This window comes from Nonomuraea sp. KM88 (assembly GCF_052245635.1).
Taxonomy (GTDB): domain Bacteria; phylum Actinomycetota; class Actinomycetes; order Streptosporangiales; family Streptosporangiaceae; genus Nonomuraea.
This window is the reverse complement of sequence record NZ_JBQQCC010000017.1, coordinates 1-13,159: the sequence shown is the minus strand read 5'-3', so window position 1 is coordinate 13,159 and position 13,159 is coordinate 1. Positions and strand designations below refer to the sequence as shown.

The window sequence follows — 13,159 nt, the reverse complement described above, 5'->3', positions numbered from 1 at the left end:
CCAGATGGACCGCTACCAGAGCGTCATCAGCGCCGTCCCGGGAAGCGGGCCGGTGGCCTACCGTACCCGAGGCCGGCTGATGCGACTGCCTCCTTCGGCACGTTCCCGCTGTTCCATACGGAATCGGCTGGGTGTTGAACCTGGCGTTCATCCGAGTGACGCGGTGGCGAGCTTCGCGCCGAACCCGACGAAGACGACGCCGACCCCCGAGGTCAGCCCCGCGCCCAGCTTCCTGTGCCGGCGGAACTGGCCGGCCAGGAACGTGCCGCCGAAGATCAAGGCCGTCAGGTAGAGAACGCTGAACACCTGGATGATCGCGCCCAGGATGGCGAACGACAGCGCGGGGGCCGGATAGGCGGGGTCCACGAACTGGATGAAGAACGAGACGAAGAACAGGATCGCCTTCGGGTTGAGCAGGCTGATGCCCAGGGCCTTGCGGAACGGCCGAAGGCGGCGTTCGCGCTCCTCCTGGGGCCGCGTGGTGGTGTCCCCGCCGGGCCCGGCCCGCCAGGCCCGCACCGCGCCGCGGATCATCTGGAAGCCGATCCAGGCCAGGTAGCCGGCGCCCGCGTACTTGACGATGGTGAAAAGCAGCGGGGTGGAGCGGAGCAGGGACGCGGCGCCGGCGGCCGCCAGGACCATCAGCACGGTGTCACCGACGAACACGCCCGCGGCGGCCCGGTAGCCCTGCCGGACACCGTGCCGGGCGGCGAGGCTGAGCACGTACAGCGAGTTCGGGCCCGGCAACAGAATGATCAGGAAGGCGCCGATGACGTAGGCCCAGAAGTCGGTGATGCCGAAGAACATGCGGGCTGCCCTCCGCGAACGCTTGCTGGTGACACATCACGATATCGCCTGGTTTGTCCAACCCTCATGGTCTCGTGTGACGGAGACGTGTTTGGGTCTTGTAAGGCTCCTGAGTCAAGGTTACGATCGCCGCGAATGCTTAGGAAAGTTTCCTAAAAGATTGAATCCACCGGTTCGCGCTGACACCTCCGACGCCCGTGCCACCTCCCCACGGGCCGTGCCGTACGCCTTGCGCTCTCACCCCCCGGCGCAAGGCGTACGGCACGCACACCCCCCAAGGAAGAACCGTGAGACTTCGGCCGATTCTCCTGGCGCTCGCGACCCTCGCACTCAGCCTGACCGTCCCGCCCGCCCACGCCGCCTCCGCCACCGCGACCTTCGTCAAGGTCTCCGACTGGGGTTCGGGTTTCGAGGGCAAGGTCACCGTCACCAACGGCACCTCCACCACCATGAACGGCTGGAACGTCCAGTTCGACGTCCCGGCAGGCTTCTCCATCCCGTCCGCGTGGGACGCGGTCATGTCGAGGAGCGGGCAGCACTACACGTTCACCAACCCGTCCTGGGCGTCGCCGCTGGCCGCAGGGGCGAGCGTGAGCTTCGGCTTCAACGGCAGCCCGGGCAACTTCCCCGGGGTCTCCGGCTGCACGCTGAACGGCGCTCCCTGCGGCGACTCCGGTGCGGATCCCGGCGGGCTCGGCGAGGTCGGCGGCATCTTGCTGACCTCCGCCACCGCGACCAGCGCCGCGCTGAGCTGGAGCGCCGTCCCCGGCGCCACCGGCTACAAGGTCCGGCTCGACGGCGGCGCTGCCGTCACCGTCACCGGCACCGCGCACACGCTCACCGGCCTGGACCCCTGCACCTCGCACACGGTCACGATCATCGCGACGGACGCCTCGGGTGACGGCCCCGCCGGTGATCCCTTCGGTTTCACCACGGCCGGCTGCCAGAGCGGCACGCTGCCCAGGCACTTCCTCACCGGCTACTGGCACAACTTCGTCAATCCCGCCGTCGAGCTCAAGCTGTCGGCCGTGCCCGACGAGTACGACCTGATCGCGGTGGCGTTCGGCGAGGCCACCGCCACCCCGGGCGAGGTCGTGTTCGGGGTCGACCCCGGACTGGCCACGGCGCTGGGCGGCTACACCGACGCCCAGTTCAGGGCGGACGTGCAGGCGCTGAAGCAGCGCGGTAAGAATGTCATCCTGTCGGTCGGCGGCGAGGCCGGGCGCGTGCAGGTCGCAAGCGCCGCGGCCGCCACGCGGTTCGCCGACTCGGTGTACGCGCTGATGCGGAGCTACGGCTTCGACGGCGTGGACATCGACCTGGAGAACGGTCTCAACGCCACCTACATGGGTCAGGCGCTGAGGTCGCTGCGCGCCCAGGCCGGTTCCGAGCTGATCATCACCATGGCCCCGCAGACCATCGACATGCAGTCGACCGGGATGGAGTACTTCAAGCTCGCCCTGTCCATCAAGGACATCCTCACCGTCGTCCACACGCAGTTCTACAACTCCGGCTCGATGCTCGGCTGCGACCAGGCCTTCGCGTACGCGCAGGGCACGGTCGACTTCATCACCGCGCTGGCCTGCATCCAGCTCGAGAACGGGCTCCGTCCCGACCAGGTGGCGCTGGGCCTGCCGGCCGGGCCGGGCGCCGCGAACGGGGGCGTGGTGTCGCCCTCGGTCGTCAACCGGGCGCTCGACTGCCTGGCCGAGCGGACCGGCTGCGGGACCTTCGTGCCGCCGCGCGCCTACCCGGACATCAGGGGCGCGATGACGTGGTCCATCAACTGGGACGCGAGCAACAACTGGTCCTTCTCCAAGACCGTCAAGCCTCACCTCCAGGGAATGCCATGAAATTTCGCCGCAAAATGCTCGCATTAGCCACCGGCGTCGCCCTCGCCCTGACCGGCCTGGCCACCAGCGGGCCCGCCGCCCACGCCACCGGCACGGTGCGGCACATGGCCGCCGCCTGGGCTCCGGGGACCGCGTACGCCACCGGCGCGGTCGTCACCTACAACGGCGTCGACTACGTCTGCCTGCAGGGCCACACCTCGCAGACGGGCTGGGAGCCGCCCGTCGTGCCGGCGCTCTGGAAGCCCACCTCGGGCGGCGACCCGGACCCCGATCCCGGCGCCCCCGGCACGCCGGGCACGGTGAGCACGTCGGTCACCAACTCGAGCATCTCGCTGCGCTGGGGCGCCGCCGGCGGCACCGTGACGGGCTACCGCGTGTACGAGGGCTCGACCCGGCGCGCCCAGGTCACCGGTACCAGCGCCACCATCTCCGGGCTCGGCGCGTGCACGACCCACACCTACACCGTGAAGGCGTACAACGCGGCGGGCGAGTCGGCAGGCCGCGACGCCACCGCCACCACGTCGGGCTGCACCGGTAACAACCCCAGCAAGATGCCCGGCGCCCCCTACCTCTACATGGGCTGGGGCAACCCGCCCAACCCCGGCGCCGTGATGGACGCCACCGGCGTCAAGTCGTTCACCATGGCGTTCATCCTGTCCAGCGGCGGCTGCACCCCGGCGTGGGACGGGCAGCGCCCGCTGACCGGCGGCGCCGACCAGCAGGCGATCAACACGATCAAGTCGAAGGGCGGCAGCGTCCAGATCTCCTTCGGCGGCTGGCAGGGCAACAAGCTCGGCCCCAACTGCTCCTCGCCGCAGGCGTTCGCGGGCGCGGTGCAGCAGGTCATCAACGCCGTCGGCCCGGCCGTCGTCGACTTCGACATCGAGAACACCGACGAGTTCGAGAACTACACGGTCCAGGACCGCATCCTGAACGCCCTCAAGATCGTCAGGCAGAACAACCCGAACGTCAAGATCGTCGTCACCTTCGGCACCACCAGGACCGGCCCGAACGCCCACGGCGTCCGCCTCATCAACCAGGCCAGGGCCCTCGGCGTCCCGATCGACAACTTCACGATCATGCCGTTCGACTTCGGCAGCTCCAACATCTACCAGGACACCGTCAACGCCTCCGAGGGCCTGAAGAACGCGCTCAAGAACGCGTACGGCTGGTCCGACGCCCAGGCGTACGCCCACATGGGCATCTCCGGCATGAACGGCCTGTCCGACCAGCAGGAGCTGACCTCGCCCGGCACCTGGACGCAGATCCGCGACTGGGCCAGGTCCAAGGGCCTGACCAGGCTCGCGTACTGGGCGGTCAACCGTGACCGGCCCTGCCCCGGTGGCGGCGTGACCTCCAACTGCAGCGGCATCGCGCAGTCCGACTGGGAGTTCACCAGGACCACCGCCGGCTTCTGACCCCGCGCGAATCCGGCCCGCCCCTTCGCCGGGGCGGGCCGGGCCAGGAGGAACGTCATGAATCTCCGAGCGGCGACGGCCGCGCTCGTCCTGGGACTCACCACGCTGCACGCCGCCCCCGCCCAGGCCGCGAACATCCTGCCCAACCCCGGCTTCGAGTCGGGCCTCAGCGGCTGGACGTGTTCCGCCGGGGCGCAGGCGGTGGCGTCCCCCGTGCACGGCGGCGCCTCCGCGCTCCGGGCCACCCCGCAGGGCAGCGACCTCGCCCGATGCGGCCGGCAGGTCAGCGTGCGGCCGTCGTCGGCGTACACGCTGTCGGCCTGGGTCCAGGGCGGTTACGTCTTCCTCGGCGCCACGGGCACCGGCGGCGCCGACCCGCAGACCTGGGGTTCGCCCGGCGCGGCATGGACCCGGCTGCACACGACCTTCACCACGGGCCCGTCCACCACCTCCGTGACCGTCTACCTGCACGGATGGTACGGCCAGGGCCCCTACCTCGCCGACGACGTCGTCCTCGACGGCGCCTCCGGCGAGCAGGACACCTCGGCGCCCAGCGTGCCGGGCGGCGTGTCCGCCGGCGGGGCCACCGCCACGAGCCTCGACGTCACCTGGTCGGCCGCCACGGACGACGTGGGCGTCACCCGTTACGAGGTGTCGCGCGACGGCGGCTCGCCCGTCGCCGTCACCGGGACGAGCCACCGGGTGACCGGGCTGAGCGCGGACACCACGTACCGCTTCAGGGTCCGTGCCTGCGACGCGGCGGGCAACTGCTCCGCCTACAGCCCCGAGGCGAGCGGCACCACCACCGCCGCCGGGAACGGGGGCGACGGCGGGCTGCCCGAGCGGGTGCTGGTGGGGTACCTGCACGCGTCGTTCGCCAACGGATCCGGATACGTCAGGATGAGCGACGTCCCGCAGGAATGGGACGTCATCAACCTCGCCTTCGGCGAGCCCACCTCGGTCACCTCGGGCGACATCAGGTTCAGCCTGTGCCCGGCCGCCGAGTGCCCCGGCGTCGAGTCCGACGCCGACTTCGCCGCCGCCATCAGGGCCAAGCAGGCACAGGGCAAGAAGGTGCTGATTTCGATCGGCGGCCAGAACGGCCAGGTGCAGCTCACGACCGCGGCGGCGCGCGACGCGTTCGTCGAGTCGGTCTCGGCCGTCATCGACAGGTACGGGCTCGACGGCCTGGACATCGACTTCGAAGGCCACTCGCTCCACCTCGACCCGGGCGACACCGACCTGGACGCCCCGACCACGCCGGTCGTCGTCAACCTCATCGCGGCGCTGAAGAGCCTCAAGAGCCGCTACGGCGACGGATTCGTGCTGACGATGGCGCCGGAGACGTTCTTCGTCCAGCTCGGCCACCAGTTCTACGGGCCGGGCCCGAACGGCGCCGCCGACCCCAGAAGCGCCTCCTACCTGCCGGTCATCCACGCGCTGCGCGACGACCTCACCCTGCTCCACGTGCAGGACTACAACTCCGGGCCGATCATGGGCCTGGACGGGCAGTACCACACCATGGGCGGGCACGACTTCCACGTCGCCATGACCGACATGCTGCTGGCCGGCTTCCCGATCATGGGCGATGCCGGCAACGTGTTCCCGCCGCTGCGCCAGGACCAGGTGGCCATCGGGCTGCCCGCCTCGGTCAACGCGGGCAACGGATTCACGACCGTGACGGAGGTGCAGAAGGCGTTCGGCTGCCTGGCCACGGGCACCGGCTGCGGAACGTACCGGCCGCGTGGCGTCTATCCGGGGCTGCGGGGCCTGATGGCCTGGTCGATCAACTGGGACCGGCACAACGGGTTCGAGTTCTCCCGGAGCCACCGGGCGTACCTGGACGGGCTCACCTGACGCGGACGAGCTGGGTGGGCTTGAGCGGGACGCCGAGGCCGGGCGGCCGGTAGGTGGGCAGGGCCTCGCCGTACTCGTGCATCCAGGCGTGGTCCACCAGCAGCCGCATCCGCCCGGCAGGCGGCACCCGGCCGGGCCCCGCGGGGGCGACCCGGCCGATCATCCGCGTCACGGCCGCCACCACGAGTTCCGTGTCAGGAGCGGACAGGTCGCAGTGGTCGTCAGACCCGATGAGCAGGTCGACGTCGGGCGGCAGCGGGTAGATGGGGCGCGGCAGGGCGAGCACGCGCGGCGGCGGGGCCATCGGCCAGCCGTCGCGCACCGCCTCCAGCAGCACCGAGCGCGACGTCTTGTGCGCGAACAACCCGTCGGCCAGCGCCCAGCTCAGCGCGCCCACGTCGGAGCGGTCCTCGCCACAGGCGTGCAGGCACAGGTACGGCACCAGCGGAATCCCCGCACCGCGCGCCTGCGCCCAGCCGCCGCCGCACCCGGTGAGCACCAGCAGCGCCAGCATCGCCCGGTAGGCGGTGTCGGCGTGCGGCGTCTCCAGCCGCCCGGGCACGATCACGCACTCGCCGCGCGTCTTCTCCGCCGTCACGCCCAGCTCCCGCGCGATCTTCACCGTCCGCGACGCGGCCACCCCGGTGCAGGCCTCCTGCCAGGCCGGCGTGTACGGCTCCGCCCGGTCGTCGTAGCCGCGCGGCCACACGCCCGGCAGCCGGGGCCTGGCCACCCCGTAGACGGCCAGCAGCAGGTCGAACACCGTCGTCACCAGCTCGCCGCCCTCGCGCAGCACGGGCACGCCGCGCCGCAGCACCCCCGGGCCGTCGTCGAAGCGCGGCAGCAGCACCTCCACCGCCTCGCCGCCGTACACGCTGAGCCGGTCGCAGGCGCCGCCCGTCAGCCCGCCCGGCACGTACGCCTCCTCGCGGTCGCGCAGCCGTACCAGGAGCGGCAGATCGGTGTGCTCCATCGCCTGCCCGGCGAACGGCGTGCGGTCCAGGAAGAACTCCTTGAGCAGCACGTGCCCCATGGCCATGGCCAGAGCGCCGTCCGTGCCGGGCCGCACGACCAGCGTCTCGTCGGACAACCGCGTCGGATGCGTGCCGATCGCGACCACCTTCTGGCCCTTGTAGCGGCCGGCGATCACCCAGGGCGTGTCCGCCGAGCGTACGAGCCGGTTGTTCTCACCCCACAGCAGCACGTACGCCGCCCGCGCCCAGTCCTCGGCGCGTGACGGACCGGCGAAGCGCGGCCCCAGCACCTGCTCGGGGGCGCACGGGTGCTCGGTCAGCACCGCACCGCCGAGCTCGCCGACGAGGCGCGCCAGCGGGGAGCTGGCCAGCGCCGCCACCCGCTCGGGCCCGTGCTCGTCGGCGGTGTGCACGATCGCCGCCGCCACCAGCTCGGCGGCCGTCGCGTCGTCGAGCGGCACCCGCCGCTCACCCCTGGCCCGCTGGTATTCCTGTGAGTTGGCTGTGAGTTTCGCCCAGGCCGCGACCGGGTCGCGCAGCCCGTTCCTCACCTCGAAATAGAGCCTGACCAGTGCCTGGTTGACCTGCGATCCCCCCATGCGAAGAGTTCAGCACAAAGAGTGATGCCGTATCGCTATACGTGTCGGCATGTCGGGGATAAGAATTGGAACCCCTGGTGGCGGCGGCGCTCCGGGTGCGGCAGGCTATATCCCGCCATGGATTACGCAGTTCTCACGGGCATCGTCCTCGTCACCGGTGTCGTGCTCGCCCTCGTCGCCCAGTGGCGCGACTGGCGGCCGCCGCTCCTTGTCGCCGTCGCCGTGGGCATCGCCGTACGCGTGCTGATCATGTACACGTCGGCGATCGATTCGTGGCAGCCCGTCGACTTCGTGGAGAGCTTCAAGCCCGCGGGCGAGGCCGTGCTGCGGGGCGAGGACCCGGTGCTGGCCAGCGAGGGCGGCTGGCACTTCCTGCCGACGATCCCCTACGCGTACGGCATCCTGCTGTGGCTCGGCATCCCGTGGGAATACGCCGGGCGCCTGGTCACCGTGGTCGCCGACATCGTGCTCATCCCACTGGTGGCCAAGCTGGCCGGCGGTCCCAAGGCGTCGCTGCGGGCCTTCCAGTACGCGCTCAACCCGCTCGCCCTGATGGTCGCCTGCATCCATGGCCAGGTCGAGCCGGTCGCGCTGATGTTCGGCGTCGCCGCGTTCGTGGTGGCCAGAGGGCCGGGCGCGCCCGAGCGTCCCGGGATGACCACCGACGTGATCGCGAGGGTGCGCGCGGGCCTGGCTGCGCACGGTGTCCGGGCCTCCGTCCCGCGGGTGATCGGCCGTGGGGGCATGCTGCACCGCTCGCTGCTGCCGAGCGAGGACGACCGCGCCGACCTCAGGCGGGGCGCGCTGGCGGGCCTGCTGATGGGCCTGGCGCTGTGCGCCAAGAGCTGGCCCATCTGGCTGATCCCCGGCATGCTGCTGCTCCTGCCCCATCTGCGCGCCCGCGTCGCGGCCCTGTTCGCGACCGGGCTGGTGCCCGTCTTCTTCCTGGTGACGCTGCCGATTTTCGCGGGCACGTCGCTCGACCAGATCCCGGCGGTCATCCACACCATCCAGGACATCCGGCCCATCGTCGGCGAATGGGGCTGGACGCCGTGGCTGACCGAGGGGCAGTGGGCGCTCCGGCCCGACCTGGCCTCGTTCGGCACGAAGCTGATCTACGTGAGCGTCGTCGCCGCCGTGCTCTACTGGCGGCGGGCCGACCCGGTCGACATGACGATCGCCGTGCTGCTGGTCTTCATGGTCATGACGCCCCGGCTCGGTGCCCAATACCTCATGTGGTTCATGCCGTTCCTGGTCGCCAGGCCCACGAGGTTCGCTTGGCCGGCCATCATCGGCGCCTCGCTGTGGGCCGGCTACGGCTACCTCTACATGACGCAGTTCGACTTCAACGGGTGGTGGCTGCAGCACGCCGACTGGTCGCGCGCCTCGATCCTGCTGCTGCCGATCCTGGCCCTGGCCATGCCCTGGGGCCGCCGCCGCGTGGCGACAGCCCCAGGTCCGGTCCCGTCTCAGGGGTGTTCCGGCGAGTCGCGGATCACGTCACCGGCATAGGCGCCCCCACAACGTGATCCACTGGTCGGGGTGCACGTGTCCCACGACGGCGTCGCGGGACACGCCGGCCGCCGCCAGCGCGGTGTCCACCCCGTCATACCTCGCCTTCAGCGATGCGCGCACCGACCCGCCCACGCCGCCGAACCCCACCTCGACCAGCTCCTGGTAGGAGCTGCCGCCGCTCACGAGCGGCTCGGGCCTGCGCTGGATGCGCAGGATCGCCGAGTCGACCGACGGGACGGGCCGGAAGCTCTCCCTGCCGATCGTGTCGCCCAGCTTCCAGCTGAACCACGGCCACGACTCGACCGTGACCAGGCTCCAGCGGCCGTAGCCGCCTGCGCGCTTGCGGGCGTACTCCCGCTGCGTGAGCAGCGTGGCCGAGGTCAGGGCCGGTGCCCGCAGGCACCAGTCGACGATCTTCGACGTGATCGAGTAGGGGATGTTCCCCACGACCGCGAACGGCTCCCGCGGCGCCCTCACGGTGGTGAAGTCGCGCCTGACGATGTCGATCCTCGGGTCGCTGCGGGTGCGCGAGGCCAGGCGCCCGGCCAGCCGGGGATCGACCTCGTAGCCGACCACCTGGGCGCCCGCCTCGGCCAGCGCCAGGGTGAGCGCGCCCTCGCCGGGGCCGGGCTCCAGCACCAGCCCCTCCGGGCCGGCGGCCTTGACCATCAGGTCGACGGCATGCCGGTCGACCAGGAAGTTCTGCGAGAGCGTGCGCCGCGCCCGATCCACGGGCGTGCGGCCGTCACCGCTGTTCCTGGCCTTCTTCTGAGTGTGTGAATAGTTTCCGTGTGCGTAATTCCGCGCCACAGCACTGCCCTTCCGGGTCCTCGAGACAACGGGTTGCTCGAAGGGCCCTGGGCACGCGCGCGGACGCCCAGCCTCAGGTGATCGCGTCCGCTAGCGGGCCAGAGCCCGGCTGCGGCGGATGCGGATGAAAACCTGGCAGGTGAACATGCATGACATGGGGCTGACCCTAAGCCGACCCTCGGCGACTGGGCAAAACATTTAATCGGTCGCGCCGGCGAGGGCCTGACCGCGATGGAGTGCGCGCGGCCAGGGGTCGTGCCGCCGTCGCTCACGCGCAGGCTCGTGTCCGATTCCGACAAGACTCCCGCCCTCGCCCTGGGTAGCGTCGCCGTGACGACCGACGTTCCTCCTCTGAAGGACCAGCCGACATGGACATGCTCGACCGCGCACGACGCTACCTGGACCTGAACGCCAGGCTGATCGACCGGCTGCGCTTCGAGGCGCTGTTCGGCGGCGGACCGCGTGAGCGGGTGCTCGACGTGCTGCGCTGCTACCAGAACGCCGACGGCGGCTTCGGCAACGCGCTGGAGCCCGACCTGAGGGGCCGGGGCAGCCAGCCCGAGCCTGTCGAGGTGGCGTTCTGGATCCTCGACGAGCTCGACGCCTTCGACTCCCCGATGGTGCCCGCGGCCTGCGACTACCTCGCCCAGGTCAGCGCCGAGGACGGCGGCGTGCCGTTCGTGCTGCCGTCGGTCAGGAACATGCCGAGAGCCCCGTGGTGGGAAACGGCCGACGACCCTCCGGGCAGTCTCGTGCCCACCGCGTCGATCGCCGCGCTGCTCCACAAGCACGGCAGCACCCACCCGTGGCTGGCCGCCGCGACCGCGTTCTGCTGGTCGCGGATCGCCGAGATCGGCGAGACGAATCCGTACGAAGCCCGCGCCGTCATGACCTTCCTCAACCTGGTGCCCGACCGGGACAGGGCGGAGGCCGAGTTCGCCCGGATCAAGGAGGCCATCCTCGCGACGGTCGCCCTCGACCCCCACGCCACGGGGGAGGCGCACTTCCCGCTGGACTTCGCGCCGGAGCCGCTGCGGCTGCCGCTGTTCACGCAGGACGTCCTCGACGTTCACCTCGACGCGCTCGCCGCCGCCCAGTCCGAGGAAGGCGGCTGGAACGGCAACTGGCTGATGTGGACGCCGCTGGTGGCGCACGAATGGGGCGGCTACATCACCGTCCACCAGCTGAAGACACTGCGCGCGTACGGACGGCTGAAGGGGTGAGACCGTTCTGTCGGTGAGGCCGCGTACGTTGGGGGCATGTACGCGGAACGGCCTCCAGACCCCGATCTCGCCGGCCGTGTCGCCTGCGTGTGGCACCTGGTCAGCGAGACGGAGCAGACCCAGCTCGTCGTGCCCGACGCCTGCGTCGACCTCATCTGGGGCCCTCGCGGGCTGTTCGTGGCGGGCCCCGACACCGGGCCCATGCCGACGTCCATGGCGGTGGGCGACACGTTCACGGGTGTGCGGTTCCGGCCCGGCGCGGTGGGCGACTTCTTCGGCGTGCCCCTCCACGAGCTGCGTGACCGGCGCGTCCCCCTGTCCGACCTGCCCTTCCCTACCGAGCGCATGGAGGAGGCCGCCCCGCGAGCCGGCGCGCGGCCGGCCGCCATGCGCGCCGAGGTGAGGCGGCGGCTGGCCGCGACCACGGGCGCCGACCCCGCCGGTTCCGCCATCACGAGGGCGCTCCGCGAGGGCCGCACGGTCGCGGAGGTGGCCTGGCAGCTCGGCTTCAGCGAGCGCCAGCTCCACCGCCGCAGCCTGGCCTCCTTCGGCTACGCGCCGAAGACCCTCCAGCGCATCGTGCGTTTCCAGCGCGCACTCGGCCTGGCCCGTGCCGGCGTCCCGCTGGCGGAGGCGGCCGTCACGGCCGGTTATGCCGACCAGAGCCACCTGTCCCACGACGTCAGGCGGCTGAGCGGCGGCCCCATGCGCCGCCTGCTCTCACCTGCGCGGCGGTCCGCCTGACACGAGGCTCTGCGCCCACCTGGCGCGCGGATCGCTGTCGATCAGCAGCGCCCGGGTCAGCAGGCTCAGCGGGATGGCGAGGATCGCGCCCAGCGGTCCCAGCACGAACGTCCACACGATCAGCGACAGGAACGTCATCGTGGTCGAGAGCCCCACCGCGTCCCCGAGGAACTTGGGCAGGATGAACGACTGCACCACGACGTTGATGACGCTGTAGGCGACGATGACCAGCACCATCGTCTGCACGCCGCCGTCCAGCAGAGCGAGCATGGCGGGCGGCACCAGCCCGATGACGAAGCCGATGTTCGGGATGTAGTTGGCGATGAGCGCCAGCACGCCCCAGAGCAGCGGCAGCGGCACGTCCAGCACCGACAGGGCGACCACGTCGAGGGTCGCGCAGATCAGCCCGAAGACGGTCGACACGATCAGATAGCGCCGCGTCTTGTGCGCGAACGTGGCCAGCGCCGTCACCAGCTGCGGCCGATAGCCTTCACCGGTCGTCAGGACCTTCGACGTCACAGGCGCGTCGAGACACATGGCCAGCAGCAGCACGATGATGAGGAAGAGCGCGGAAAGAACGCCGATCAGGCTGCCGAGCAGGCTCTGCGCCAGGCCGAGGATCGACCCCGCGTCGAACGCCTGCAACATCTTGTCGAGCACGTCGTTGCTGACGCCGTGCGCGGCGGCCCAGGCCAGCGTGTCGGCGAGGAGCCGGTCGAACTGTGCGGCGTACGCCGGCAGCAGCGAGACGAGCTGGGTGACCGAGATCGTCAGGATGCCGACCATGCCCAGCAGCGCCAGCACGACGATGAGGAAGGGCACGGCGACCTGCAGCCACGTGGGCGCCCTCCTGGCGGCCAGCCACGTGCGCACTGGCGAGACGGCGATGACGAGCACGAGCGCCAGCACGACCGGGCCCACGATCGAGGCGACCTCGCGGATTCCGAAGAGGGCGACCACCGCGGCGGCGATTCCCACCATGATGATGAGCGCCCTGGGGACGGGTTGATCTGGCACGCCCCCCTACCTACCCGTACCCGCAGGGAGCACCGCCGATTTGACGGTTCCGAGAGGCGTACATAGAGTTCAGCAGTCCCACGAGAGCGGCGTTGATCGCCGATCTCACTCGGGGGCCACCTCCAGACACTGACCGACCTCGTGGATGTTCGCGTCCACTCTGAAGGGCTGGTAAGTTAGAGGGGTTGTCTCCGAAAGGGGGCGGCGCTTAATTTCCGCAGGTTGTGCAGGTCCGGTCAATTTGACAGGGACTTGAACGGCTGAAAGAGTTAAGACACAACGAAATGAACGCCTCTGAGCGAGGATCCCGGGTTCGGGGTTTTGGTGAGGATGGACGCGTGC

General features: G+C 70.7%; 10 protein-coding genes. 6 read left to right on the top strand and 4 right to left on the bottom strand.

Annotated features, from left to right (window positions below; all coding sequences use genetic code 11):
* Positions 1–147: 147 nt before the first annotated feature.
* Entirely contained in the window at positions 148–807 is a 660-nt protein-coding gene (leuE, locus tag ACTWPV_RS37780; RefSeq protein ID WP_347649894.1) for a leucine efflux protein LeuE, read from the bottom strand.
* Positions 808–1,094: 287 nt separating this feature from the next.
* Between leuE and ACTWPV_RS37775 the strand changes: the two genes are divergently transcribed.
* Genes ACTWPV_RS37775 through ACTWPV_RS37765 form a run of 3 tightly spaced genes read left to right on the top strand, consistent with a single transcriptional unit; the run spans position 1,095 to position 5,935 of the window.
* Positions 1,095–2,660 (top strand): chitinase, encoded by a 1,566-nt coding sequence (locus tag ACTWPV_RS37775; RefSeq protein ID WP_443155465.1) that lies wholly within the window; start codon positions 1,095–1,097, stop codon positions 2,658–2,660.
* Positions 2,661–2,674: 14 nt separating this feature from the next.
* Positions 2,675–4,078, top strand: coding sequence for a carbohydrate-binding protein (locus ACTWPV_RS37770; protein ID WP_443155464.1), 1,404 nt, complete (start codon positions 2,675–2,677; stop codon positions 4,076–4,078).
* Positions 4,079–4,135: 57 nt separating this feature from the next.
* Positions 4,136–5,935 carry a chitinase gene (locus ACTWPV_RS37765; protein WP_443155463.1) on the top strand — a complete coding sequence of 600 codons (1,800 nt, stop codon included), beginning with the start codon at positions 4,136–4,138 and terminating at the stop codon, positions 5,933–5,935.
* Here ACTWPV_RS37765 and ACTWPV_RS37760 read toward each other — a convergent pair.
* Positions 5,928–7,508, bottom strand: a complete 1,581-nt coding sequence (locus ACTWPV_RS37760; RefSeq protein ID WP_443155462.1) for a molybdopterin-dependent oxidoreductase — start codon at positions 7,506–7,508, stop codon at positions 5,928–5,930. The genes ACTWPV_RS37765 and ACTWPV_RS37760 overlap by 8 nt on opposite strands.
* A 117-nt stretch (positions 7,509–7,625) precedes the next feature.
* Here ACTWPV_RS37760 and ACTWPV_RS37755 point away from each other — a divergent pair, with 117 nt between their 5' ends.
* Positions 7,626–9,020 (top strand): hypothetical protein, encoded by a 1,395-nt coding sequence (locus tag ACTWPV_RS37755; RefSeq protein WP_443155461.1) that lies wholly within the window; start codon positions 7,626–7,628, stop codon positions 9,018–9,020.
* On the opposite strand, the gene erm is transcribed toward ACTWPV_RS37755, so the two are convergent.
* A complete protein-coding gene (erm, locus tag ACTWPV_RS37750; RefSeq protein WP_347649888.1) occupies positions 9,009–9,755 on the bottom strand; it encodes an ErmE/ErmH/ErmO/ErmR family 23S rRNA (adenine(2058)-N(6))-methyltransferase in 747 nt (248 codons plus the stop codon). The genes ACTWPV_RS37755 and erm overlap by 12 nt on opposite strands.
* 446 nt (positions 9,756–10,201) lie before the next feature.
* Here erm and ACTWPV_RS37745 point away from each other — a divergent pair, with 446 nt between their 5' ends.
* Together ACTWPV_RS37745 and ACTWPV_RS37740 are read left to right on the top strand one after the other, a co-directional pair.
* Positions 10,202–11,056 (top strand): hypothetical protein, encoded by an 855-nt coding sequence (locus ACTWPV_RS37745; protein ID WP_443155460.1) that lies wholly within the window; start codon positions 10,202–10,204, stop codon positions 11,054–11,056.
* 36 nt (positions 11,057–11,092) lie between these two features.
* On the top strand, positions 11,093–11,800 hold the full coding sequence (locus tag ACTWPV_RS37740) for a DUF6597 domain-containing transcriptional factor (RefSeq protein WP_443155459.1): 708 nt from the start codon (positions 11,093–11,095) through the stop codon (positions 11,798–11,800).
* On the opposite strand, the gene ACTWPV_RS37735 is transcribed toward ACTWPV_RS37740, so the two are convergent.
* Entirely contained in the window at positions 11,777–12,817 is a 1,041-nt protein-coding gene (locus tag ACTWPV_RS37735; RefSeq protein WP_347649885.1) for an AI-2E family transporter, read from the bottom strand. The genes ACTWPV_RS37740 and ACTWPV_RS37735 overlap by 24 nt on opposite strands.
* Positions 12,818–13,159: the final 342 nt, after the last annotated feature.